Genomic DNA, 23,990 nt, shown 5'->3' with positions numbered 1-23,990 from the left:
TGACTCGGGCTACACTCCTGGACGGTTGACCAACTCGCGTCAGACCGCCCGAAAGGACACTCGTGCAGATCACCCGACGCACCGTACTGGCAGGCGCTGCCGCCGCACCTGCGCTCGCCGCTCTGTCGACGAACCAGGCCGTCGCAGCTTCGCCGGCACGCACCGTTTCACCCGCACGCACCGACAAGTCGTCGGCGTCACTGCAGGTGGGCGTCGGAATTTCCGACGTGACCGGACCGGTCGCCGAAGTCGGCATGATGGGCTACTCGAGCTTCGATCAACGCGCCGAAGGCCTGCACCAGCGAATGCGCGCACGCGCCTTCATCTTCGAGTCCGGCGGGTCGCGGGTCGCCTACGTGTGCGTCGACAACTGCATGATCTTCCAGTCCGTTCACGACGAGGTCCTGCGCCGACTGGCCGGGAGGTTCGGTGACATCTACACCGAACGCAACGTCATGTTGACGGCCATCCATTCACACGCGGCATGTGGCGGGGCCTCGCACAACTACGCGTACAACCTCGCAGTTCTCGGCTTCGAACTGCAGGTGTTCGAAGCCGAGGTCAACGGCATGGTCGAGGCGATCAGCGCTGCGCACGAGAACCTGGCGCCAGGCACGGTCCGTTTCGGGCGGTCCGATCTCACCGATGCCAGCGTCAACCGATCGCGAGTGGCGTTCGACCTCAATCCCGAAGAGGACAAGGCCTACTACCCCGGTGGCAACGACCACCACATGCGTGTCATGCGTATCAGTCGGGGCAGCAAGGACATCGGGGCGATCAACTGGTTCGCCACCCACTGCGCCTCGCTCACGAACGAGAACCATCTCATCTCCGGGGACAACAAGGGCGCCGCGGCGTACTTCTGGGAGCACGACGACCGGGGTGTGCGTTACCTCGACGGCGACACCAGCTTCATTGCTGCTTTTCCGCAGACCAACAGCGGCGACATGTCACCGAACCTCTTCCTCGAGCCCGGACGCGGACCGACCGAAGACGAATTCGAGAACGCACGCATCATCGGGCTGCGCCAGGTAGCGGCGGCTCGAACTGCCTTCGACGCGGCGTCCGACACCGTCACCGGTGGCGTCGACAGTCGGATCATGTACCTGGACATGGCAAATCAGGTGGTGAGCGGAAGATTCACCCCCGACGGACGCGAGCACCGCACCGCTCCGGCCGCGATCGGCGCGGCAATGAGCGCCGGAAGCGTCGAGGACGGACCGGCAATCCCGATCTTCCCCGAGGGCACCCGAAACCCCATGATCGACGCCCTGGGCGGTATGGATGCTCCTGTGCCTCAATGGCTTCAGGATGCACAGGCGCCCAAACTCGTAGTCGTTCCGGTCGGCCTGCTGCCACCGGGAGGATGGGTGCAGAACGTACTCAAGATCCAGATCCTGCGGATCGGTCAGTTCTACATCGTCGGTGGCCCTGCGGAATTCACCATCGTCTCCGGATTACGAGTGCGTCGAACCGTCGCCGAGGAGCTTGGGGTTCCCCTCGAGAACGTCATCTTCCAGGGATACGCGAACTCGTACTCGAGCTACTGCACCACACCACAGGAATACGATTCGCAGCAGTACGAGGGCGGTTCGACGATGTTCGGTCGTTACACACTGCCGGCCTATCAGCAGGGGTATGCCGCCCTTGCAGCCGCGATGCGCGACGGCACCGAACCTCCTCGCGGCCCCGCTCCGGCCGACCTGTCCGGGTTCCAACCCAGCTTCGGACCTGGCGTCGACTTCGACGAGCCCTTGCCGGGAACACAATTCGGCGATGCAACCGTCCAGCCCGGCGACAGCTCACCGGGTGCGCAGGTTGCCGTCGAGTTCGTCACCGGCCACCCCAAGAACGACACTCACCGAAACGGGACCTTCTACGAGATCCAGCGAAATACCGGCGGATCCTGGACACGGGTCGCCGACGACAACGACTGGTCCACCAAACTGCACTGGCGCCGGGTCGGGAGCAACGGTTCCGTCGCGCGCATCACGTGGGATGTTCCGGCCGATACTCCGGCGGGTACGTATCGAGTCCAACACTTCGGTGCGTCGAAGGCTCGGGGTAGCGGCGCGATCACGCCTTTCTCCGGGGTGACCGCCGAATTCCGCCTCACCTGACCCGCGTGAACGTATCGCTCCCCTTGTTGGACAAGGGGAGCGATACGTTCACGCGATGGGGTCAGAGCGCAATGGCCAGGTTCAGGCGGCGGTCGGGTGCAGCGAGGTGCTCATCGTCGACTGCTCTGACGCTGCCGGGCGGTCGATCTTCGCCGCGACGATCAGGACCAGCAGACCGGCGACAGTGACCGCCGCCCCCATCCAGATCGGGGAGGTGAAGCCGAGTCCCGCGGCGATGGTGATTCCGCCCAGCCATGCCCCGAGTGCGTTGCCGACGTTGAAGGCGGCGATGTTGGCACCCGACGCCATGGTCGGTGCGGCCGACGCGTAGTTCATGATCCGCATCTGCAGACCGGGAACCGTCGCAAAACCGAAGGCGCCCATGAAGAACAGCGAGATCACAGTCATGGCCTTGCTCTCCGCGGTGGCGGCGAACACGATCAGAACGACGGTCAGGATCGCGAGAATCCAGACCAGCGCCTTCGTGAGCGAACGGTCGGCCGCCTTGGCGCCGAGGAAGTTGCCGACGAACAGGCCCGAGCCGAAGAGGATGAGCAGCCACGGAACGCTGGACGTCGCGAAGCCGGTCACCTCGGTGAGGGTGAAGGCGATGTAGGTGAACGCTCCGAACATTCCGCCGTAGCCGAGGATGGTGATGACGATCGAGAGCCATACCTGCTTGTTGCGGAACGCCCCCAACTCTCCGCGCAATCCGCCGCCGGTCGTGCTGGCGGGTGTCGTCGGGACGAGTGCTGCAATTCCGATGAGCGCGATGACGCCGATGACGGTGATGGCCCAGAACGTCGAGCGCCATCCGAGTTGCTGGCCCAGCAGCGTGCCGAACGGAACGCCGAGAACGTTGGCGATGGTCAGGCCCGCGAACATCATCGCGATGGCGCCGGCGCGCTTGTTGGGCGCGACCATGTCGGCGGCAACCACCGAGCCGATTCCGAAGAACGCACCGTGGCACAGCGCCGCGACGATGCGTCCGCCCATCATGACCTCGTAGGAGGGAGCGAGCGCGGACATCAGGTTGCCGATGATGAACAGCACCATGAGCGAGAGAAGGACCTTCTTGCGCTCGAAGCGGGTGACGGCAGCGGTCAGGAGGATCGCGCCGATCGCCACCGACAGTGCGTAGCCCGAGATCAGGTAGCCCGCGACGGACTCGGTGACCTCGAAATCAGCCGAGACCTCGGGCAGGAGGCCCATGATGACAAATTCGGTGAGGCCGATCCCGAACCCGCCCATAGCGAGGGCAATGAGACCCAATGGCATCTCGATGTTCCTTTCACAGATTTACGCGTAAGCCGTTAGCGGGCGTGTGCATTAGTTGCAGGCGCGCTATAAATAGTTGCACGCGCGCGCTACATGCGCAAGCTGGTAACCTGGAGTCGCAGGAAACGGACAAGGAGAATCACATGGGGATCGCCGACGACGCCGTCGAAATCCGTTCGCAAGGGTGGCGCACGCTCGCAGCACTGCACGGCGCTCTCGACACCGAACTGGAACGCGCGCTCCAGCGTGAGCACAAACTGTCCGTCGTCGAATACACCGTCCTCGACGCGTTGAGCCGCCAGGACGGCTGGCACATGCGGATGGCTCAGTTGGCTCGCGCTGCCGCACTGAGCAGCAGCGCCACGACGCGCTTGGTCAATCGACTCGAAGATCGAGGACTATTGACGCGCATCCTGTGCGCCGACGACCGTCGAGGCATCTACACCGAGCTGACGCCGGCCGGCCGCGAGCTTCTCGAAAGCGCACGGCCGACGCACGACGCCACCCTCGAGGCCGCGCTCGACGAGGCATGCAAGACACCCGAACTCGCGCCACTGGTGCGCGCCCTCCACGAGCTTCCCGTCGGCTAGAAGTCTGCCGGAAGCAGGGCACGCTCTTTGATGCCCGAGACCACCTGAGCGACAAACACACTCGCATCGACGACCACCCGCCCACCACGCGCGGGGACCAGAACGTCGACGGTGCCGCCGTGCACCTCGTTGTCCCCGATCACCGCGATGTACGGGTCACGGTGAGTGCGTGCCTCGCGGATGCGACGTCCCAACGATCCGTCAGGCGCGATCGCCACTCGAGCATCGCGAGCCTCGAGATCGGCCCGCAAACGCTCGGCCTCAACCTGGTGCCGGTCGCCGACGGGCAGAATCGAGACTTGGTTGGGTGCCAGCCACGGCGGCATCCGCCCTTCGAACCTTTCGATCAAAAGCGCAGTCATGCGTTCCATCGACCCGAGCAAGCCCCGATGGATCATGACGGGGCGAGCCTTGGATCCGTCCTCAGCGGTGTACTCGAGGTCGAACCGCTCCGGTTGATTGAAGTCGAGTTGCACGGTCGAGAGTGTTTCCTCGCGGCCGTGCGCGTCTCGCACCTGGACGTCGATCTTGGGACCGTAGAACGCTGCCTCCCCCTTCGCTTCCACGTACTCGATCGAGCGTGCATTCAGCGCCTCGCGAAGGTGATCCTCAGCGTCCGCCCACTGCTCGTCGGTGCCGAGGTACTGCCCCTCTCCCCCTCTGATCGAGAGGCGGTACTCCCGTTCGGCAATCCCCAGAGTCGAGTAGCAGCGCTCGATCGCGACGAGCGCGACGATCACTTCCGCTTGCACTTGTTCACGACTACAGAAGACATGTGCGTCGTCGAGATTGATCTGTCGGACTCGACTCAATCCGCTGAGAACTCCGGAGAGTTCGCTACGGAACATCGAGCCGAGTTCACGAACGCGGAAAGGTAGCTCGCGATAACTACGACCGCGAGCGGCGAATACCTGAGCGTGATGAGGACAGTTAGCCGGACGAAGGAGAAATGACTCTCCGCCTATCTTCATTTCGGGGAACATGTCTTCCGAGAACTTGGACCAATGACCAGATCTCTCGTACAACTCTTTCTTCGCCATAACCGGGGTATAGACACCCTGACAACCGGAGCGCGCTGCTTGTTCGGCGGCGAACTTTTCGAGTTCGTTCCTGATGACGGCGCCGTCCGGTAACCAGAGCGGAAGGCCGGCTCCGACTATGGGGGTGGCGGCGAAAAACTCCAGGTCGCGCCCGAGTTCGCGGTGGTCAACGCTCATGAGAGCTCTCCAAATCGTTCAAGGGGAGACGCACACGGAGCGACGAAACAGGAAAGCCCCGGGGCGATAACTCCCGGGGCTGAAAGGGTTCGGTCAGCAGTTGCTAAACGATGCGCCGGAAGAGAACCGGCGTCGTCGTGTTGTGCGCAATACTGACCATGTACGTGAGGTTACATCAACTTCCTACCCACCTACAGCCCGAATTGTCGGGCCTCTATGCTGACGCAACTGGGAAGGCGCAGCAGTAGCCAACGAAACACCCACGAAGAGCGAAGTTTCGGCAATCATGTCCGAACGTGAGGTTCTCGGATATGAGGAGGATGTGCGACGGTGCCGGACCACTTGCTCGAACAGTTGATCACCATTCCTTTGTTCACGGGAATCATCGGGTACATCACCAATTGGTCGGGCGTCCTGATGCTTTTTGCGCCGATCAACTTCCACGGGATCAAAGTGCCCGGCCTCAAACTGCTCTTCCCGTTCCTCCCCCGACGCGTCCAGGTGATCCCCGCGATCACCAGCGACGGCAGATTCGGTTGGCAAGGCATCGTCCCCTCGCGGGCGGAGAAGATGGCGTCGATCGCCGTCGACAAATCCCTCGCGAAAGTCGGCAGCATCGCCGATTTCTATCGCGTCCTGGACCCGGACAGCATCGCCGAGCACTTGGTGAACATCTCCCGCAGTGAAGTGCGCGGCGTGGTCACCAGAATCATGACGGCCGAGAATCCTCAGCTCTGGCACAACCTTCCGACGTCGGTGAAGGAGGCCGTCTTCCGCAAGGTGGAGGACGATCTGCCGGCCAGCGTGCGCATGATCACCGACCGCATCGAAGAGGACATCGACGAGTTCATCGACGCGAAGCTGATGGTGATCCGCTACCTCTCCTCGCACCCCAAACTGCTCAACGACATCTTCCGCACGATGGGCAACAAAGAGCTCAGGTTCATGCAGAACTTCGGCTTCTACTTCGGGTTCCCGATGGGCTTCGTGCTCGTCGGAATCCTCCATCTGGTTCCGCAGTGGTGGGTGCTTCCCATCGGCGGTGTGATCATCGGATACATCGTGAACTACCTCGGCATCACGATGATCTTCGAGCCGATCACCCCCAACCGTTGGGTGCCGTGGAGGCAGGGGCTCTTCCTGAAGCGACGCACCGAGATCATCGCCGGGTACGCAAAAACCCTCGCCGATCACGTCGTGACGCTCGAGAACATCGGCACCGAACTCCTCGAAGGTCCCCGCTCGGACCGAACGCGGCGGATGCTCGATCAGGTACTGCGCGAATCCGTCGACGACGCAGCCGGCTGGGCAAAGTCGGTGGTCAAGATGACCGTTGGTTCGCAGAGCTACAAGCGTCTGCCCGGCCTGGCCACCACCGAAGTGCTCGACCTGTACCCAAGGGTCTTCGAGGACGCGGAGTTCGCCGAGAACCAGTCGGAGAAGATTCGTGTCTTCGTCACCGAACGCATGAGCATCCTTTCACCGGAAGATTTCAGCGAACTACTACGCTCAGCCGTCAAGCAGGACGAGTGGCTGTTGTTCGTACACGGGGCCGTGCTGGGCTCGTTTGCCGGTTTCCTACACCTCGCAATATTCGGAGTATGAGCATGAGTGAGCACGACCATCGCATGATCGTCGAAGCGGAATCGTACGACTGGGCTGCGGACATCACGCCGGTCGAATCCGTCGAAAAGCGTCTGATCCGTAGCCTCGTCGGGCTGACCGCCACGACGACGCTCACGTCGATCAAGCTGACAGGGTGGGCTTTCGGAACAGCGAAGGAGGCGACGCGGCAGATCGTTCAGGCTGCCGCCGAAGCCGCGGCAGAGGCCGCTGAATCGGCCAATGTTCAATCCGAACGTCGGGCCGAGAACTCCAACGGAGACGGCTCGCGGACCGAGAACCTACGGGCGGCAATGGCAACTCGTACCAATCGCAAGCAGAGCGTCGAGGCCACTCTCGCGGCGCTGCGGGCACGCGGCGACAGGTTGCTGGACCGTTCCGCGGACGTGACCGATCGCGACGATCTGCACCCGGCCTACGACCGGATCCTCGACGAGATCGCACCCGACGAAGCTCGAATTCTTCGGCTGTTGGCCACCTCCGGTGCGCAACCGAGCGTGGACGTACGCACGGCGCGGCCGTTCGGTGTCGGCTCGGAGATGATCGACGAGGGTCTGTCGATGATCGGAGAACTGGCGGGCTGTCGTCATCTGGACCGCATCAGCGCCTACCTGAACAACCTGCATCGGCTCGGTTTGGTGGCATTCTCACGCGAGCCTGTCGAGGCCGACCGGTACCAGGTGGTCGAGGTGCAGCCATCGGTGATCGAGGCGGTCAAGCGCGCCGGCCGATCGAACAAGATAGTGCGTCGTAGCATCCTGTTGACGCCGTTCGGTGACGACTTCTGTCATACCTGTTTTTCGCTGTAGGGCCTCCGGCCCTGTGCGCCTTTTTGGTAGTTACCACTACCAAAAAGGCGCACAGGGGGCTTGCCCCCTACAGCCAGGTATCTTCTGTCGTGGTCGTCAGGAACGCTTCGAGATCGTCACGCCAGGTAGCCGGAACAGTCTTGTCCGGCTCGATGCCCGTGTACTGCCCGCGATAGAAGAGCAGCGGGCGTTCGGTCTTGATCTCACTCATCGACGACACACGTCCGAAGACGACGTAGTGATCACCGCCGTCGTGGACTGTTTCCACTGTGCAGTCGATGTGGGCAAGCGACTTGTCGATGATCGGCGAGCCCAACGGTGATGGCGTCCAATCGATACCGGCGAACTTGTCCGGCTCACGTGATCCGAAACGAGCACACACCGCCTGCTGTTCCTCCGCCAACACGTTGACGGCGAACTTCCCGGTCCGCTCGATTGCCGCCCACGACCGAGAACCCTTGGTGGGGCAGAACAACACCAAAGGCGGGTCTAGTGACAGGGCGGCAAAAGACTGACACGCGAACCCGACCGGCTCACCGTCGTCGACTGTCGTGATGATGGTGATACCCGTGCAGAATTGCCCGAGAACCGTGCGGAACTGGCGTGGATCGATGGCCTGTTCCGCACTCACCGACGCGTCGGGCGAACTCACGGCTTCATTCCCACCGTGAAGTCGTGACCCCACAGGCTCACGGCCGTGCTTTCCCTCGCGATCCAGTTTTCGTCCTCGACCTCTAGCCCCTCACAACCGAATTCGATGTCGAACCCGCCTGGAGTCTTCATGTAGAACGAGAGCATCTCGTCGTTGACGTGGCGACCGAGAGTCGCCGACATCTTGACCTTCTTGCGCAGTGCCCGGTCGAGGCACAGTCCGACGTCGTCGGAGTTCTCCACTTCGAGCATCAGGTGCACGATGCCCGTCGGGTTGGGCAACGGCAGGAACGCCAAGCTGTGGTGACGCGGGTTGCAGCCGAGGAACCTCAGCCACGCCGGGTCGCCGTCCGCGGGCCGGCCGACCATCTGCGGAGGCAGACGCATCGAGTCGCGAAGCTTGAATCCGAGTACGTCGCGGTAGAACCGCAGCGAAGCATCGTCGTCATCGGTGGTGAGCACGACGTGGCCGAGGCCCTGCTCACCCGTCACGAACCTGTGCCCGTACGGGCTCACGATCCGGCGGTGTTCGAGAGCAGCTCCGTGGAACACCTCGAGGGAGTTGCCCGAGGTGTCCTCGAACGCGATCATCTCGACGACGCGACGGTCCTTGAGCTGCTCCGCCGTGCCTTCCTTGAACGGAACACCGGCTGCCGACAACCTGTCACGGATATCCTGCAGCTCAGCGGCATTCGCGGTTTCCCAACCCGAGACGAGCAGACGGTCCGTGTCGTTCGGAACGATGACAAGACGCGCCGGGAAGTCGTCCATACGCAGATACAGCGATTCCGCGTCGACGCCCTTGCCCTCGATCATTCCGAGGATCTTGAGTCCGTATTCGCGCCACGCAGCCATGTCGGTGGCCCCGATGCGCATGTACGCCAGAGATCGAATACCCATCATTTACCTCCGTCGAGCAGGAAGTCGGTTGCGAGCCGGTTGAATTCGTCGAACTTCTCGAGCTGCGCCCAGTGACCGCAACCGCCGAAGACGTGGAGCTGCGCGCGCGGGATCATCTTGAGCGCGACCAGTGCGCCGTCGAGAGGGTTGACCCGATCCTCACGGCCCCAGATCAGCAACACACGCTGACGAAGCTTGTACGCCTCGCGCCAGAGCATGCCGAGCTCGAAGTCACCGCTGGAGAAGGACTTACCCATCGCCTTGGCCGCAGCCAGCGACTCGGGAGTGCTGGCGGCAGCAAAACGTTCGTCGACGAGTTCCGGCGTGATCAGCTTCTGATCGAAGACCATGATCCGCAGGAATGCTTCGAGGTTTTCTCGGGTGGGCTGGTAGCTGAACTTTCCGAGGTTCTTGACGCCCTCGGTGGGGTCCGGCGCAAACAGGTTGACACTCAGACCGCCGGGGCCCATCAGAACGAGGCGACCCGCACGGTCCGGGTAGTCGAGCGCAAAGCGAACAGCAGCGCCACCACCGAGCGAATTGCCCAGCAGATCAACGCGACCGGTGATCTCGAGCGTATCCAGAAGATCATTGAGCGCCGACGCACTGTGCACGAAGTACTGCGGATGCTCCGTCGGCTTGTCGGACTGCCCGTAACCGGGCTGATCGACGGCGATGACGTGAAAGCTCTTCGCCAACACCGGAATGTTGCGGGCGAAGTTAGACCACGACGACGCGCCTGGGCCACCGCCGTGCAGCAGCACGATGGTCTTGTCGTTTCCGACGCCCGCCTCGTGGAAGTGCAGTTTCAGATCGGGGCGCACTTGCGCGAACCGTGAAGTGGACTCGTAGGTGAGGGCTTCTTCGGTGGTTGTCACTGAGCCTCCTCTAGACCATCGTGTCGGTGATCGGCAGACCGAATTCGCCGGTTCCGAACATGACGTAGGCGCGTTCGGGATCGTTGGCGGCGTGGACGCGACCAGCGTGAGCATCGCGCCAGAAACGCTGGATAGGAGTGCCGTTCTGCAGCGCCGTGGCGCCGGAGTTCTCGAAGAGCTTGTCGATCGAGGCGATCGCGCGGCCCGTGGCGCGCACCTGGTCACGTCGAGCGCGCAGCCGCAGTTCCATCGGAACCTCCTCGCCCGCAAGGATCAACGCGTACTCGTCGGCGACGTTGCCGGAGAGCTGACGCCACGCGGCGTCGATGTCGCTGGACGCCTCGGCGATGCGCACCTTGGCAAACGGATCGTCCTTCGACTTCTCGCCGGCGAACGCAGCGCGCACACGCTTGCCCTGGTGCTCGACGTGCGCTTCGTAAGCTCCGTAAGCCATTCCGACGATCGGTGCCGAGATCGTCGTGGGGTGAATGGTTCCCCACGGCATCTTGTAGACCGGCGCGGTGTTGTTCTCGAGGCCCGGGGCGGTCAGTTCGCTCATCGCCCGGAAGCTCAGCACGCGATGCTTGGGAACAAAAACATCCTTGACCACAACGGTATTGGAGCCGGTTCCACGCAGACCGACCACATTCCACACGTCGTCGATCTGGTAGTCCTCGCGAGGAATCAGGTAGCTCACGAAATCGACTGCGCGGCCGTCCTTGAACACCGGACCACCGAGAACGGCCCAGCTGGCATGGTCGCAACCCGAGGACCACGCCCACGCACCGTTGACCTTGTATCCGCCCTCGACTACTTCACCCATACCCATCGGGGCGTAAGAGGACGAGATGCGAACGTCAGTGTCGTTGCCCCACACGTCTTCCTGCGCCTGCTGAGAGAAGAGGGCGAGGTGCCAGTTGTGTACCCCGATGATCGAGGAGACCCACCCTGTGGAACCGCACGCGCTGGCGATCTTCTTGACCGCGGAGTAGAACAGCACCGGATCGGCTTCGTATCCGCCCCACTGCTTCGGCTGCAGCAAGCGGAAGAAGCCTGTTTCCTGAAGAGCCTTGATGGACTCGTCGGGGATACGACGCAGATCCTCGGTCTCCTGTGCGCGCTCGCGCAGTGCCGGCAGTAGTGCGTCGAGCCTCTGCATCACCTCGTGGCTGTCATGGTTACCCACTTCGACGCTCCCGTCTTCCTCGATCGGTTGGTTCACTTACACTTGAGACTAGAACACGTTCTCTTTTCGGTCGAGACGCTGACAAAGGTCCCGTTTGTGGCCGCAATGCTGTAACAAGTGCCCCCAAAATCTGGCGGAACCGGATCGAGTTCTATAACGTGTTCTACTAACAGCTAGAAGGGATGTGAGGTCACAATGGCGCAGATTCGCGAGATCGACGTCGGAACGGTGCAAACTCGTTTCGCCCGCGGTTGGCACTGCCTGGGTCTACTGAAGACCTTCAAGGACGGCAAACCGCACGCGATCGAGGCTTTCGGTACGAAGCTCGTGGTGTTCGCCGACAGCAAGGGCGACATCAAAGTTCTCGACGGATACTGCCGTCACATGGGTGGTGACCTCACACAAGGCGAGGTCAAAGGCGATTCCATCGCCTGCCCCTTCCACGACTGGCGCTGGGGCGGCAACGGCAAGTGCACCGGCATTCCTTATGCCCGCCGCGTGCCTCCGCTCGCACGCACCCGCGCGTGGACGACCCTCGAGCAGAACGGTCAGCTCTTCGTCTGGAACGACCCCGAGGGCAATCCGCCGCCCGAAGAGATCGTGATTCCTCGTATCGAGGGCGCGTACAGCGACGAATGGACCGACTGGACCTGGAACTCCATGGTCATCGAGGGGTCCAACTGCCGCGAGATCATCGACAACGTGGTCGACATGGCGCACTTCTACTACATCCACTACGCCTTCCCGACGTACTTCAAGAACGTCTTCGAAGGTGAGATCGCCACTCAGTACCTCAACACCACGGGTCGTCCCGACATCGGAATGGCCTCCCAGTACGGCGGCGACACGCTTCTTCGCTCCGAAGCTGCGTATTACGGACCGTCGTACATGGTCAATCCCCTGTGGAACAGCTACAGCGGATACGAGGTCGAGAGTGTTCTGATCAACTGCCACTACCCGATCAGCCCGGACTCGTTCGTGCTGCAGTGGGGCGTGACGGTGAAGAAGCCGACGGGTGTCTCCGACGAGATGGCCGACAAGTTGGCCGGCAAGTTCACCGAGGGCATCAGCGAGGGATTCCTGCAGGACGTCGCGATCTGGAAGAACAAGACCAAGATCGAGAATCCCCTTCTCTGCGAAGAAGACGGCCCCGTCTACCAGCTACGACGCTGGTACGAGCAGTTCTACGTGGACAAGGCCGACGTCACCGAGAAGATGACGCAGCGCTTCGAGTTCGAGGTGGACACCACCAAGGCAAACGAAGCCTGGCACGCCGAGGTCGAGGAAAACCTCGCACGCCAGAAGGCCGAGAAGGAAGCTGCAGCAGAAGCGGCAAAGAAGGAAGCAGAGGTCTAGTCGTGAGCGCCTCGATCGGAACCGACGCACGGTGGGCTCGTTGGGCCAAGGCACCGGACTTTGCCGGGCAAACGGAACGGCTCGAGGCGATCGCGGCCCAGACGATCGAGGACAAGCACGAATACCTCGACTCGGGTCTGCAGGAAGTCGACTGCAAGGCATGCGGCGCGTGCGTACTGGTTCGCAAGAACACGTACAAACACACCAGCGTTCAGTGGACTTCCGACCCGGCGCTGCGTTGCCACACCTTCAAAGAGGCAATTGCTTCCGGGCAGTCGTCGGCATTGAAAGACGGATGCCCGAAACTGCACGACAGCATCGCCGACGCGGTTAGGGACGGCACCATCACGGTGCGTGATCCCGAGGTCAGCTGACCTGATTGTGTAGAACGAGGGCCGACCCACGGGTCGGCCCTCGTTTTACGTTCCAGCGCCCGCGCGTCCGTCAGGCAGGCGGTCGCACCTTTCGTGCAGCCACCGCGTAGACGTCGCTCGACGTGGTGAGAGAGTTCTTTCCGCTGGCCGCCGGCACTCCCCCGCGTAGATTCACGGCCCAGTTGAGCGCACCCAGCGGTCCACACCCGCTGGCTCCCGGCGCCGCAAACACCGCATCCGAATGTGGGACTGCCGGGAACACTGCACCGGGGAACTCACCGATAGCTTCCGACGGAGGGTTTCCGGTTGTGGTCAGGTGAAGGTTGATCGGATTCGAAACCGAACCGATGTAGCAATCGTCACCGAGCAAGGGATTAGACAGTTTCAATCGAACAGGCATGGTGAGTTCCTGCTCGAGAACCTTCAGATCCGGGACTCCCACCGATTCCACCGTCGCGCTGATCTGAGTCAGTCCCAGCGGAGTATCGATCCCGAGAGCACCTCCGGGTACCGAAATCGGATTGGAATAGACCCCGTTGGACCCGTCCTGCTTGGCGACGAACGTCTCGATGAAACTGTTGTCCGGCTGGGTCGCGTATTTCACTCCGCCCGCAACCTTGAGGCTTCCGTCCGGGATCGGCACCGAAAGTGCGCCCAATTTCATGGTCCCTCCGCGAACTACGACGCTGGCGCACGTCGTCACCTCGAGATCCTCGATCGGGCACGTGCCCCAACCGTCGAAGGTCAACGGATCAACCGCTGCCGCACCGGAGGAACCGAGCGATCCGCTGCCGGAAGACCCTGACGATGATTCGTCGGCAATTGCCACACCTGCACCGGCCATGACAAATGTTGCAACTAGCGCGACTGTCGACATCACTCGAGATTTGTTGCGGCTCTTCATCTTCGAATTCCTCCACCGTTGACGGAAATTCACGAGAGCCACCCCCTGCGGATCGCACCTCGATCTACGCCCGGCACGCTACCGAGAAGTGAGACGCGGATTCACACATAACGACGATATTTCCCACCAAAGAACTACGGCGATCACGCTCGATCGAACTTCCGTCCTAGCCCGGAAACCGTATCGATCCTGTCGGCTCAGTTCGGTTCGACTGTGCCCGAACCGATGACCTGATCGAGGAACGGCCCGAACATCTCCCCCAGGTTCTCGGCGATCTGATCGGGGGTACCGAAAGACAACGTCACGTGACTGATCGCCAGACGCACTATCGTGCTGCCGAACATCTCGGCATGGATGCGGTCGACGTTCGCCCAACTGGTCATGAAGATCTCGGCCAACCTCGCGCTCGCATGTTCGAGCAGCGGAGTCCCGTCAGTGGTGACCAAGCTCAGCAGGTCGTGCTGCGGCCGGGGACCGACAATGCTGACCACCATCGGATCCCGTGCACCGGCGTCGAAGAAGGCACGGAAGGCTGCCGAGACCGCGCCCCGCGGATCCGAATGATGCAGCGTTACTTCGCGTTCCACCTCTTCGAGGAACTCGTCGACGAAACGGATGAGGTATCCGGACGCCAATCCCTGGCGGGACGTGAACTCCTTGTACAACGTCTGCCGGCTCATGCCCGCAGCTTCCGCGATATGCGCCATCGTGATGTCGTTCCACGATTTCTCGGTCAAGAGTTCGCGTGTGGCGTCGAGCGCTGACGCACGGAGGAGTTGACGAGCTGCCTCGTGGTACGGGACACGGGCACGAGCGGTGGACATATCGGGAAGATTTCCATCGCCCGTGCTCGGTGTCAAAACGGTGGACACGCAAGCCACAGAAGTCACGAGTGCACTCAGAGCACCGGTGAGGCGACAAGACCCGCCGCAAGTTCGGTCAGATCCCTGTTTGTATCGGCGAGTACGTCGGCGCTGATGTCCGGCGAGCGTTCGATAAGGGTTCGGACGGCGCGAATGTCCTTCGGCCGGCCCACGCTCACAGCACCGGCGATATTTCCGTCGCGCATGCAGATCGCAGTGAAGTCATAGGAGTCCAAGTCTCCTCGAACAATCACGGTGTCGTCCGCGCCTGGCCAACCAGCTACTTGAAGGTTGCGGCCGAATTGGTTCGACCAACTCCAAGGGACGGATTCGAAGGGTTCTTCCTTCCCGACGATGGTCTTGGCAACTGCAACTGCGTGGTCCTGCGCGGTGTTCCAGTGCTCACCACGGTGCATGCCGCCGAGAAAACCGTTGGGCACGTTGGCCACATCGCCGATCGCGTACACATCAACGACGGAGGTCCGGAGGTATCCGTCTACCGAAATCCCGTTGTCCACCGCAATACCCGCCGCAGCAGCCACATCGGTATCGGGCAAGGATCCGATTGCGACGACGGCCAAGTCCGCTGTCCACTCGCGTCCGTCACGCGCACGTGCGGCGACGCCGTCGGCACCCGTCGTGAGCGTCTCGAGGTCAACTCCCGTCTGCAAGGCGACGCCCGCCGAGACGTGCAGCGCGGCGATCTTCTCCGCTATCGACGGTGGAAGCAGCCTGGACAGGGGCACCGGTTGCGCTTCGAGAACCTGCACACTGCAACCCAAGTCGCGTGCCGTTGACGCCACCTCCGATCCGATCAAGCCACCGCCGACCACCAATAGCGAGGATCCTTCGATCAGCTGGGATTGCAAGCGTCGCATGTCTGCGATATCCCGAAGATAGTGAACGCGCTCAGAATCTTCCGCGGCCAACCGTCGGGACCGTCCACCCGTGGCAAGAATCAGAACGTCGTAGTCGATGCTGTCACCGTCGGCTAAAAGTACTGTGCGGGAATCTGTGTCGATACTCGTGACAGTTGCGCCGATCCGAAGATCGATACCCTGCTCGTTCCAGAAAGTCGACGGCCGCAACCGAACCCGATCGAACGACGCTTTCCCGGACAGTAACTCCTTCGACAGCGCCGGGCGGCGGTACGGCTCCTCAGGTTCGCTGCCGATCAGGATGATGCTGCCGCCGAACCCTTCCTTGCGCAGGGCCTGCGCGGCACCGGAACCGGCGATGCCCGTGCCCACGATCACGACGGTGCGTGTGTCGGGCTCGCTGACCGCTGTCATCAGCGGTCCACCTCCACCATTTCGAAATCGACTTTGGCAGCACCACAATCAGGGCAAGACCAGTCTTCGGGAATCTCGTCCCAGCGAGTACCCGGCTCGATACCGTCGTCGGGCCAGCCGATCGCTTCGTCGTATTCGAACCCGCACTGGAGGCAGCGGAACAATCTGTAAGCAGTGGCAGTCTCGGACATCGGTTTTCCTTTCACCGGTGGGTATTTCGATCAGGATTGCGTGACGAGGGTGAAGTCGACCTTCTCGCGGACGCCGCAGTCGGGGCAGCACCAGTCGTCCGGGATACTCGACCACGGCGTGCCGGGCGGAAAGCCTTCTCGCGCAGCGCCTGTCGATTCGGTGTACTTGTAGTCGCAGATCGGGCAGATGTAGGCGTTCATGCGTTCACCCCGTAGGCTGCGAGGATCTTGGCCCGCTTCTTCGGCGCGATGTTGACCTGGGTGATGTCACCTCGGTAGTGCTCGAGAACGCGGTGGTCCATCACCTTGCGCCACAGGGGCGGAACTGTGGCGAGCATGATCATGCTGGCGTAGCCGCTCGGGAGCTGAGGGGCCTCTTCCATACTGCGAAGCGCCTGGTAGCGCCGTGTCGGATTCGCATGATGATCGCTGTGCCGCTGCAAGTGATAAAGGAAGACGTTGGTGCAGATGCGATCACTGTTCCAGCTGTGCGCCGGCGTGCATCGCTCGTACCGTCCGCTTGCGGTTTTCTGACGCAGGAGTCCGTAGTGCTCGAGGTAGTTGATCGCTTCGAGCAGCGAAAACCCGATGAACGCCTGGATCACGAGGTACGGCGCGATGCCGATCCCGAATACTGCAAGCGCGACACCGAACAGAACAACCGACATGAGCCAGGCGTTGAGCACGTCGTTCTTGATGCTCCAGTGCGTGGTGCCCAAACGCTCGAAGCGGGTCTTCTCGAGATGCCACGCCGACTTCAATCCCCCGCCGACGCTGCGCGGCCAGAAACCGTAGAGGGTCTCACCGAAGCGCGAGGTCGCCGGATCTTCCGGAGTCGACACTCGCACATGGTGGCCACGGTTGTGCTCGAGGTAGAAGTGACCGTAAGCGCTCTGCGCGAGAACGATTTTGGACAACCAGCGCTCGACGCTCTCCTTCTTGTGCCCGAGTTCGTGGGCGGTGTTGATGCCGATTCCGGCCGTCACACCGATCGTCACTGCGAGTCCGATATTGGAGAGAACGCTCAAATCCCAACGCGCCCAGATGTAGCAGGACAGGAAGAAGGCCGTGTATTGCAGCGGCAGATAGGCGTAGGTGCACCACCGGTAGAAGCGGTCGTTCTCGAGTTCGTCGATCACCTCGTCGGGCGGATTCTTCCCGTCCTCACCCGCCAGGATGTCGATGACGGGAATGAGAGCAAAAGCGATCAGTGGGCCGGTCCACCAGAAGACATTCCATCCGGTGGCGGTAACAAGCCCCACGGCGATGAAAGTTGCCGATGACGGAATCAGCGCCAGCAGCCACAAGTAGCGTTTCCGGTCTCTCCAAGTTGCGAGCCGACCATCTGGCTCGGTGTACACCAACGCCGCCATCGAATTCTCCAGTTCTCGTTCGGATCAGTGAGTGCGTCCTGCGCGGTAATCCGCGACACGAGCAACATCTATGTATAGAGAGTGGACAAATGATGGCGTTTTGTCAACGATTTTCAAGGTAAAACTTTTACAAACATGTCAATTTGTACATCTAGATGAACCCTCCGTTCGGGCTGATCGCAAATCTTCCGCCACCGCGCCACACTCGCTACAAAAGTGGAATGGGGACGTCAACGTGCGCAATATGCGCCAAACACCGAGGAACAGGCCCGCTCGTCAGCCCTCGAATATTCGAGGACGACTTCGTCGTTGTCTCCCATCGGCCCCCTCCACCACACGGACGTTCGGTTCCTGGATATGTGTTCGTCGAGACCCGTCGACACGTGTCCGGGTTGCCTTCACTATCCGAACCTGAAGCACTCGCCATCGCACACGCGGTCTGGTGCGTCTCACGTGCCCTCGACTCGGAATTGACTCCGGAATTCGTGTTCTCCGCGATCGCTGGGCTAAGCGTCCCCCACTTTCATCAGCACGTTTTCGTCAGGCCTTTCGGCGCTCCGAGTTCAGTGAGTTGGAACGACGTCGATTCATGGGACGACGCGCCACGCGTCGACGAGGTCGAGCTCACGCTTCTGTGCAGGAGAATCGCGCTCGGCTTCGAAGACGAGCAATAGCGCAAAACAGTCGGTGCGCGGACGGACAGTCGGCGCGAGACACAACCTCTCGATGTCCGATTTGCGCGAATTTCCCCAAAACGAAAGTTCGCGTACCCATACTGAAATGACCGACTGTCCCCGACGTGAGTGGGTCCTCATGGATACCGACGTATTGGTAGCGGGCGCCGGCCCGATCGGCTTGACCACCGCGATCGAGCTACGCAGACGCGGTATCTCATGCCGAATAGTCGACCCGCTCGACGAACCGCGGCAATACGCGAAAGCCGTCGGGATTCAGCCACGCACTCTCGAACTCTTCGAGAACATGGGGGTGCTCCGCCAGGCACTCGACGCCTCGACATTGATGCGCGGTCAGATCATGTACACGAACGGCGTCGAGGTCGGCCGCGTCGACCTCACCCTCCCCGAGGACGTTCCTTACTGGTTTCTCTGTCTGCCTCAGTACTCGACGGAGCGCATCCTCACCGAGCGCCTCACCGAGTTGGGAACAACCGTCGAACGCGGAGTCGGCCTCACTGCATTCGAACAATCCGACGACGCCGTCACCTGCACCCTCAGCGACGGCAGTACCGTGACGGCTCAGTACCTGGTGGGTTCCGACGGCGCGCACAGCGTGGTCCGCAAAGGGCTGGGCCTGAGCTTCGAGGGCGGCGCATTTGCCGAGAGCTACATGCTCGGTGACGTCGAAGTCGACTGGTCGATACCCAGCGGCTACTCCGTCCGCGCCAACCACACCAGCGACGACGGAACCACCGACGATCTACTCGTCTGCATCCCACTTCCCGGACACAAGCGGTACCGCATGTCGATGCTCGTTCCGGATGAGTTGATGCCGGACGAATCGTCGAACAAAGCCGCTGTACAACAAAGTTTTTCAACCGGAAAGACACCTGAACTCCATCACATCCAGGCTGTGCTCGACAGACTGTCCCCAGAACCGACAACCGCCTCGATGCTGCGATGGTCCTCGGTCTTCCGCATCAGCCACCGCATCGTCGACGCTTACAGCCGCGGACGCGTTTTTGTCGCCGGCGACGCCGCGCACATCCATCCCCCGACTGGCGCGCAGGGCATGAACACCGGGATCCAGGACGCCCACAATCTTGCGTGGAAGATAGCGCTCGCCGTCAAAGGTGTTGCGGAAGCGGATCTTCTCGAGACCTACGACGCCGAAAGGCGGCCGGTCGGTGAAGAAGTCGTCGGGATGACGGTCCGAAATGCTCGAGAAGGAATCGGTTCGGGAGAGTCTTCCATCGACACGGCAATGCGGCGCCAGGCTCAATTGTTGATCGACTACTCGGAGAGTCCGCTGAACACCGTGCGTGATTCTTCGAGTCCACACGTTCAACCGGGCGAGCGTGCACCCGATGCACGCGGAATGCGCCGAGACGGTGTGCAGTATCCAATTCGGTTGTTCGACTTGCTGTCCGGAGTCGACCACACGTTACTGCTGACTTCGGACGGATCCGCGGAGAGCATCAACAGCTTGGAGAAGGTCGCCGACGCCGCAATTCGATCAGCGCACGGCTTGCTGGACGTCTACGCGATAGTGCCACCGGGAACCGTGACCGTCGACTCGCTGGTGCCTATCATCGAGGACAACGCCTCGCAACTGTGCGCCGCGTATGGGGTCGAAGGTACGGCGGCGCTGGTCATTCGCCCCGACGGCTACCTCGGATTCCGTGGTCACCCGGAGAACGTTTCCGATTACTTCACGAAAGTGTTTGCCGTCAATCAGGAATGAGCGAAGCGAACATCAACCGAATCTCGGGCGAGAGCTTCATCAACTCGACGTATCCACCCAACGGCCCGGCATCGAGGTAGGAGAACTCCATGCCGGCGCCCTCTACCCGACCTTGTTGCACCACCGACATTCCGCGACGCTCGGCCTCGAGCAACGTCGCCTCGTAATCGTCGGGAACCCAAGCCATGTGATGAACTCCGACGCCGTGAGTCTCCAGGAACTCCGTGTACAGGTTGCGTCCGGACACTGGTTGGATCAACTCGAGCTGTTGGCTGCCCGCATATCCGATCGACACGTGCACGACATAGTCCGCGGGCTCACCTCGATACGTTGTGGTCTCGGGACCAAAGGCGATGTCTGGCATACGTAGCCATCGCTCCACTCCCCACTGCCGAGTGAACTCCTGTTCGGCGGCCTCGATGTCCTCGACCACCCAGCAGATCTGGAAGATCGGTCCCGAGACCAACGGGGTCATGCCATTTTTCCGTTGTCCACCGAGTAGACGGCCCCGTGTATCGCCGCGGCGTCGTCGGAGGCAACGAAAGCCACCATCTTCGCAACGTCCTCGGCTTCCATCAAGCCACGCGGCGAGGCAACCTTCATGACGAGGTCGAAGTCGACTCCGTCGGGGAAGGTGAATCCGGTGACTTGAGGAGTCATCATGCCGCCGGGGCAGATTGCGTTGACACGCAGAGACTTTCCGGTGAACTCCATCGCCATCGCTCGGGTCAGTCCGATGAGTCCGTGCTTGGCAGCACAGTATCCAGCCGAGTACGCCTGCCCTTCCAGCCCCGCGATCGAGGAGACGTTGACGATGTTGCCGCCCCGTTCCAGCAAGTGCGGCAGTGCTGCTCGGGAAAGGAAGAACGGTCCGTTCAGATTGACCGCAAGGTCATGTGCCCATTCGGAATCCGCAATATCCGCCGTATGACGAAGCGAGTGCGATCCCGCCACGTTGACGAGGATGTCGATACCACCGAGTTCGTCGACGCACGCCTGCACGGCCGCATCACACTGAGCGGAATCCGAGACGTCCGTCGCCGCGAAACGACGCTCTCCATCCGCGCCGACCACCTCGACCATCGACTGTCGCAGCTTTTCCTTGTCGCGGGCGATACCGAAAACCTGTGCGCCCCTGCGGTGGAGAATCTCGGTGACGGCGCGCCCCAACCCTGAGGACGCGCCGGTCACCAAGGCCACTTTTCCGGCCAGTACGTCTGCCATGACCTAGGAAGCCGCTGCTTCGCGCTGGAGTTCCAGCGCGATGTCGATCAACTGATCTTCCTGTCCGCCGACCAACTTGCGCTTACCTGCGCGCACCAACAGCTCCGCGGACGACACTCCGTACCGCTCGGCCTGACGCTCGGCATGCTTGAGGAAGCTCGAGTACACGCCGGCGTAGCCCATCATCAGTGCTTGACGATCGAGCAGGCATTCCTGCGGCATTGCCGGGCGCACAACATCTTCGGCTGCATCGGCGATGGCGAAGAAGTCGATACCGGTCTTGACGCCGATCTTGTCGCAAACACCGACAAACGCCTCGACCGGGGCGTTGCCGGCGCCGGCACCGAACCGACGGGTACTACCGTCGATCTGCTTGGCTCCCGCACGAACTGCCGCAATGGAATTGGCGACGCCCAGGCCCAGGTTCTCGTGGCCGTGGAAGCCGACCTGAGCGTCGTTGCCGAGTTCCTGAACCAGCGCCTCGACGCGATCGGATACCTGCTCGAGTACCAGCGCGCCGGCCGAGTCGACCACGTACACACACTGGCAACCCGCGTCGGCCATGATGCGAGCCTGCTTGGCCAGCTTCTCCGGCGGAATCGAGTGAGCCATCATGAGGAATCCGACTGTTTCGAGTCCACGCTCACGCGCGAGGCCGAAGTGCTGGATGGATACGTCTGCCTCGGTGCAGTGAGTTGCAATGCGGCAGATGGACGCACCGTTGTCCTGTGCGATGACGATGTCGTCCTTGATGCCCAACCCGGGCAGCATCAGGAAGGCGATCTTCGCGTTGGTCGCCGTTTCGACGGCAGCTTTGATCAGTTCCTGCTCGGGAGTCTTCGAGAAGCCGTAGTTGAAGGAGGATCCGCCGAGACCGTCGCCGTGAGTGACCTCGATGACCGGCACTCCGGCTCCGTCGAGGGCACCGACGATGGCTCGTACTTCGTCGACGGTGAACTGATGACGCTTGTGGTGGGAGCCGTCGCGCAGCGACGTGTCGGTGACGCGGATGTCCCAGCTCGAATCGAAATGAATCATGTCGCTCATGCCTTCACACTCAGAAGCTTCTGGGCGATTTCCTCGCCCACCTTGGTGGCTGCTGCCGTCATGATGTCGAGGTTGCCCGCGTACGGCGGTAGGAAATCGCCTGCGCCTTCGACCTCGACGAACGTGGTGACCGTTGCATAGCCACCGGAAACGACGCTCGGTTTGTCGAACTGCGGTTCGTTGAGCAACCGGTAGCCGGGCACGTACTGCTGGATGTCCTTGACGACGCGGTGAATGGAGTCGGTGATCGCGGCCTGATCGGCGTCTTCGGGGATAGCGCAGAAGATTGTGTCGCGCATGATCATCGGCGGGTCCGCGGGATTGAGGATGATGATCGCCTTGCCGCGCTGTGCGCCGCCGATGGTCTCGATACCGCGGCTGGTGGTCTTGGTGAACTCATCGATGTTCGCGCGAGTTCCCGGGCCGGCGGACAATGATGCAACGGAGGCGACGATCTCGGCGTACGCCACGTCGACGACACGCGACACCGCGTAGACGATCGGAATGGTTGCCTGCCCACCGCAAGTGATCATGTTGACGTTGGGTGCGTCCAGGTGCTCACGCAGGTTCGCGGGCGGAACCACAGCCGGGCCGACCGCGGCCGGAGTCAGGTCGACGGCACGGATACCGGCGGCCTCGTAGCGTGGTGCTGCCTCGCGGTGCACGTATGCCGACGTCGCCTCGAAGACCAGGTCCGGTTTCTCCGCCTGGCTGAGCAACCAGTCGACGCCCTCGGCGGAGGTCTCGAGTCCCATCTTGCGGGCGCGCGCCAATCCTTCACTCTCGGGATCGATTCCGATCATCCATCGCGGTTCGAGCCACTCGGAACGCTGCAGTTTGTACAACAGATCGGTACTGATGTTTCCCGATCCGACGATCGCCACACTTGCCTTGGTCATGACTACTCCTACGTGAACTGAAGAGAGACGGAACCGAGGCCGCTGAACTCGGCTCGGAAGTTGTCGCCTGGATGAGCGTCGATCGCTCGCGTGCACGAACCCGGCAGAACGATGTCGCCGGCCTTGAGCCGAACTCCGAACGTGTCGACCTTCTGCGCCAACCACGCGACAGCGGTGACCGGGTTACCGAGAACCGCATCGCTGCGCCCCTCCGCAATCCGCTCCCCGTTGCAGGTCAGCACCGCGTCGATCGCCTTGATGTCGATGTCCGACGGGCGAACTCGTTCCTTGCCGAGAATGAACCCGGCGGAGGACGCGTTGTCCGCGATGGTGTCCGAGAGGCCGATCTTCCAGTCCTTGATCCGGCTGTCGATCAACTCGATGGACGGCGCATAGGCGACAGTGGCGTCGATGACGTCTTGTTCGGTGCACCCGGCGCCCGGCAGATCTGCTCCCAGAATGAAGGCGACCTCCACCTCGACGCGCGGGAAGCAGAAGCGCGACGTGTCGACCGGACGGTTCTCGAACTCTTCCATCTCGGCGAGCAGGTGACCGTAATCTGGCTCGTCGACGCCCATCATCTGCTGCATCGCCAGTGACGAGAGTCCGACCTTGTGTCCGACCACCTTTGCGCCACCGGCAACACGACGCCTGATGTTGATGAGCTGGATCTCGTAGGCGTCGACGACGTCGATGTCCGGATACGTGGCGATCAGCGGGCTGATCGGAGCGCGATCCCGTTCCGCCGAGTCGAGATGGTCGGCAAGTTCGCCGCGGATCTGCGTCGAGAGCAT

The 23,990-nt window shown here is 61.8% G+C and carries 25 protein-coding genes; 8 read left to right on the top strand and 17 right to left on the bottom strand.

Translation table 11 applies throughout. The features are described from left to right. Positions 1 to 62 precede the first annotated feature (62 nt). Positions 63 to 2,120, top strand: a complete 2,058-nt coding sequence (locus BH682_RS04045) for a neutral/alkaline ceramidase (RefSeq protein WP_075832146.1) — start codon at positions 63 to 65, stop codon at positions 2,118 to 2,120. A gap of 81 nt (positions 2,121 to 2,201) precedes the next feature. On the opposite strand, the gene BH682_RS04040 is transcribed toward BH682_RS04045, so the two are convergent. Then, positions 2,202 to 3,398, bottom strand: a complete 1,197-nt coding sequence (locus tag BH682_RS04040; protein ID WP_075832144.1) for an MFS transporter — start codon at positions 3,396 to 3,398, stop codon at positions 2,202 to 2,204. 143 nt (positions 3,399 to 3,541) lie between these two features. Here BH682_RS04040 and BH682_RS04035 point away from each other — a divergent pair, with 143 nt between their 5' ends. After that, positions 3,542 to 3,988, top strand: coding sequence for a MarR family winged helix-turn-helix transcriptional regulator (locus BH682_RS04035; protein WP_003945852.1), 447 nt, complete (start codon positions 3,542 to 3,544; stop codon positions 3,986 to 3,988). Here BH682_RS04035 and thrS read toward each other — a convergent pair. Next, a complete protein-coding gene (gene thrS, locus BH682_RS04030) occupies positions 3,985 to 5,205 on the bottom strand; it encodes a threonine--tRNA ligase (protein WP_075832142.1) in 1,221 nt (406 codons plus the stop codon). The genes BH682_RS04035 and thrS overlap by 4 nt on opposite strands. Positions 5,206 to 5,535: 330 nt before the next feature. On the opposite strand from thrS, the gene BH682_RS04025 reads away from it, so the two are divergent. Together BH682_RS04025 and BH682_RS36630 are read left to right on the top strand one after the other, a co-directional pair. Then, complete coding sequence (locus BH682_RS04025) at positions 5,536 to 6,810, top strand: DUF445 domain-containing protein (protein WP_003945674.1); 1,275 nt, start codon at positions 5,536 to 5,538, stop codon at positions 6,808 to 6,810. Between the two features lie 2 nt (positions 6,811 to 6,812). Then, positions 6,813 to 7,637, top strand: a complete 825-nt coding sequence (locus BH682_RS36630) for an Abi-alpha family protein (RefSeq protein ID WP_003945623.1) — start codon at positions 6,813 to 6,815, stop codon at positions 7,635 to 7,637. Positions 7,638 to 7,704: 67 nt separating this feature from the next. Here BH682_RS36630 and hsaB read toward each other — a convergent pair whose 3' ends face one another. Genes hsaB through hsaA form a run of 4 tightly spaced genes read right to left on the bottom strand, consistent with a single transcriptional unit; the run spans position 7,705 to position 11,252 of the window. Continuing rightward, on the bottom strand, positions 7,705 to 8,289 hold the full coding sequence (hsaB, locus tag BH682_RS04015) for a 3-hydroxy-9,10-secoandrosta-1,3,5(10)-triene-9,17-dione monooxygenase reductase subunit (protein ID WP_003945677.1): 585 nt from the start codon (positions 8,287 to 8,289) through the stop codon (positions 7,705 to 7,707). Beyond that, positions 8,286 to 9,188 (bottom strand): iron-dependent extradiol dioxygenase HsaC, encoded by a 903-nt coding sequence (hsaC, locus tag BH682_RS04010; protein ID WP_003945585.1) that lies wholly within the window; start codon positions 9,186 to 9,188, stop codon positions 8,286 to 8,288. The genes hsaB and hsaC overlap by 4 nt, the downstream gene beginning before the upstream one ends. Continuing rightward, a complete protein-coding gene (hsaD, locus tag BH682_RS04005; RefSeq protein WP_003945808.1) occupies positions 9,188 to 10,066 on the bottom strand; it encodes a 4,5:9,10-diseco-3-hydroxy-5,9,17-trioxoandrosta-1(10),2-diene-4-oate hydrolase in 879 nt (292 codons plus the stop codon). The genes hsaC and hsaD overlap by 1 nt, the downstream gene beginning before the upstream one ends. Positions 10,067 to 10,076: 10 nt before the next feature. Beyond that, positions 10,077 to 11,252: a 3-hydroxy-9,10-secoandrosta-1,3,5(10)-triene-9,17-dione monooxygenase oxygenase subunit gene (gene hsaA / locus BH682_RS04000; protein WP_039973406.1), complete on the bottom strand. Its 1,176-nt coding sequence runs from the start codon at positions 11,250 to 11,252 to the stop codon at positions 10,077 to 10,079. Positions 11,253 to 11,447: 195 nt separating this feature from the next. Here hsaA and BH682_RS03995 point away from each other — a divergent pair, with 195 nt between their 5' ends. Both BH682_RS03995 and BH682_RS03990 read left to right on the top strand, forming a co-directional pair. Continuing rightward, the gene (locus BH682_RS03995) at positions 11,448 to 12,608 is read left to right on the top strand and encodes a Rieske 2Fe-2S domain-containing protein (RefSeq protein ID WP_003945847.1); all 1,161 of its coding nucleotides are present in this window, start codon (positions 11,448 to 11,450) and stop codon (positions 12,606 to 12,608) included. A 2-nt stretch (positions 12,609 to 12,610) separates the two neighbouring features. Then, on the top strand, positions 12,611 to 12,982 hold the full coding sequence (locus BH682_RS03990; RefSeq protein WP_003945499.1) for a hypothetical protein: 372 nt from the start codon (positions 12,611 to 12,613) through the stop codon (positions 12,980 to 12,982). Positions 12,983 to 13,052: 70 nt separating this feature from the next. Here BH682_RS03990 and BH682_RS03985 read toward each other — a convergent pair whose 3' ends face one another. The 6 genes from BH682_RS03985 to BH682_RS03960 form a co-directional block, all read right to left on the bottom strand. Beyond that, positions 13,053 to 13,886, bottom strand: coding sequence for a hypothetical protein (locus BH682_RS03985; protein WP_075832140.1), 834 nt, complete (start codon positions 13,884 to 13,886; stop codon positions 13,053 to 13,055). Positions 13,887 to 14,083: 197 nt separating this feature from the next. Continuing rightward, a complete protein-coding gene (locus tag BH682_RS03980; protein ID WP_007734097.1) occupies positions 14,084 to 14,710 on the bottom strand; it encodes a TetR/AcrR family transcriptional regulator in 627 nt (208 codons plus the stop codon). A gap of 74 nt (positions 14,711 to 14,784) precedes the next feature. Beyond that, positions 14,785 to 16,041 carry an NAD(P)/FAD-dependent oxidoreductase gene (locus tag BH682_RS03975; protein ID WP_075832138.1) on the bottom strand — a complete coding sequence of 419 codons (1,257 nt, stop codon included), beginning with the start codon at positions 16,039 to 16,041 and terminating at the stop codon, positions 14,785 to 14,787. Beyond that, on the bottom strand, positions 16,041 to 16,232 hold the full coding sequence (locus BH682_RS03970; RefSeq protein ID WP_075832136.1) for a rubredoxin: 192 nt from the start codon (positions 16,230 to 16,232) through the stop codon (positions 16,041 to 16,043). Before BH682_RS03970 ends, BH682_RS03975 begins: the two co-directional genes overlap by 1 nt. A 30-nt stretch (positions 16,233 to 16,262) precedes the next feature. Beyond that, positions 16,263 to 16,433 (bottom strand): rubredoxin, encoded by a 171-nt coding sequence (locus BH682_RS03965; RefSeq protein ID WP_075832134.1) that lies wholly within the window; start codon positions 16,431 to 16,433, stop codon positions 16,263 to 16,265. Continuing rightward, positions 16,430 to 17,605, bottom strand: a complete 1,176-nt coding sequence (locus BH682_RS03960) for an alkane 1-monooxygenase (protein WP_003945652.1) — start codon at positions 17,603 to 17,605, stop codon at positions 16,430 to 16,432. The genes BH682_RS03965 and BH682_RS03960 overlap by 4 nt, the downstream gene beginning before the upstream one ends. Positions 17,606 to 17,997: 392 nt before the next feature. Here BH682_RS03960 and BH682_RS36295 point away from each other — a divergent pair, with 392 nt between their 5' ends. Then, the gene (locus tag BH682_RS36295) at positions 17,998 to 18,279 is read left to right on the top strand and encodes a hypothetical protein (protein ID WP_197523640.1); all 282 of its coding nucleotides are present in this window, start codon (positions 17,998 to 18,000) and stop codon (positions 18,277 to 18,279) included. 139 nt (positions 18,280 to 18,418) lie between these two features. Beyond that, positions 18,419 to 20,026: an FAD-dependent monooxygenase gene (locus tag BH682_RS03950; protein ID WP_075832132.1), complete on the top strand. Its 1,608-nt coding sequence runs from the start codon at positions 18,419 to 18,421 to the stop codon at positions 20,024 to 20,026. On the opposite strand, the gene BH682_RS03945 is transcribed toward BH682_RS03950, so the two are convergent. Genes BH682_RS03945 through BH682_RS03925 form a run of 5 tightly spaced genes read right to left on the bottom strand, consistent with a single transcriptional unit; the run spans position 20,013 to position 23,990 of the window. After that, a complete protein-coding gene (locus tag BH682_RS03945) occupies positions 20,013 to 20,501 on the bottom strand; it encodes a VOC family protein (RefSeq protein WP_064112422.1) in 489 nt (162 codons plus the stop codon). The two genes, BH682_RS03950 and BH682_RS03945, sit on opposite strands and share 14 nt — an antisense overlap. Further along, positions 20,498 to 21,250 (bottom strand): SDR family NAD(P)-dependent oxidoreductase, encoded by a 753-nt coding sequence (locus tag BH682_RS03940; protein ID WP_075832130.1) that lies wholly within the window; start codon positions 21,248 to 21,250, stop codon positions 20,498 to 20,500. Before BH682_RS03940 ends, BH682_RS03945 begins: the two co-directional genes overlap by 4 nt. A gap of 3 nt (positions 21,251 to 21,253) precedes the next feature. After that, entirely contained in the window at positions 21,254 to 22,297 is a 1,044-nt protein-coding gene (gene dmpG / locus BH682_RS03935; protein WP_007734084.1) for a 4-hydroxy-2-oxovalerate aldolase, read from the bottom strand. After that, positions 22,294 to 23,196 carry an acetaldehyde dehydrogenase (acetylating) gene (locus BH682_RS03930; protein ID WP_047269619.1) on the bottom strand — a complete coding sequence of 301 codons (903 nt, stop codon included), beginning with the start codon at positions 23,194 to 23,196 and terminating at the stop codon, positions 22,294 to 22,296. Before BH682_RS03930 ends, dmpG begins: the two co-directional genes overlap by 4 nt. An 8-nt stretch (positions 23,197 to 23,204) precedes the next feature. Then, positions 23,205 to 23,990, bottom strand: a complete 786-nt coding sequence (locus BH682_RS03925) for a 2-keto-4-pentenoate hydratase (protein WP_042449395.1) — start codon at positions 23,988 to 23,990, stop codon at positions 23,205 to 23,207.

The sequence above is a fragment of the Rhodococcus sp. YL-1 genome (assembly GCF_001942025.1).
Taxonomy (GTDB): domain Bacteria; phylum Actinomycetota; class Actinomycetes; order Mycobacteriales; family Mycobacteriaceae; genus Rhodococcus_F; species Rhodococcus_F qingshengii.
Note: the sequence above shows the minus strand (reverse complement) of the source record. Positions and strands in the feature narration are given on the sequence as shown.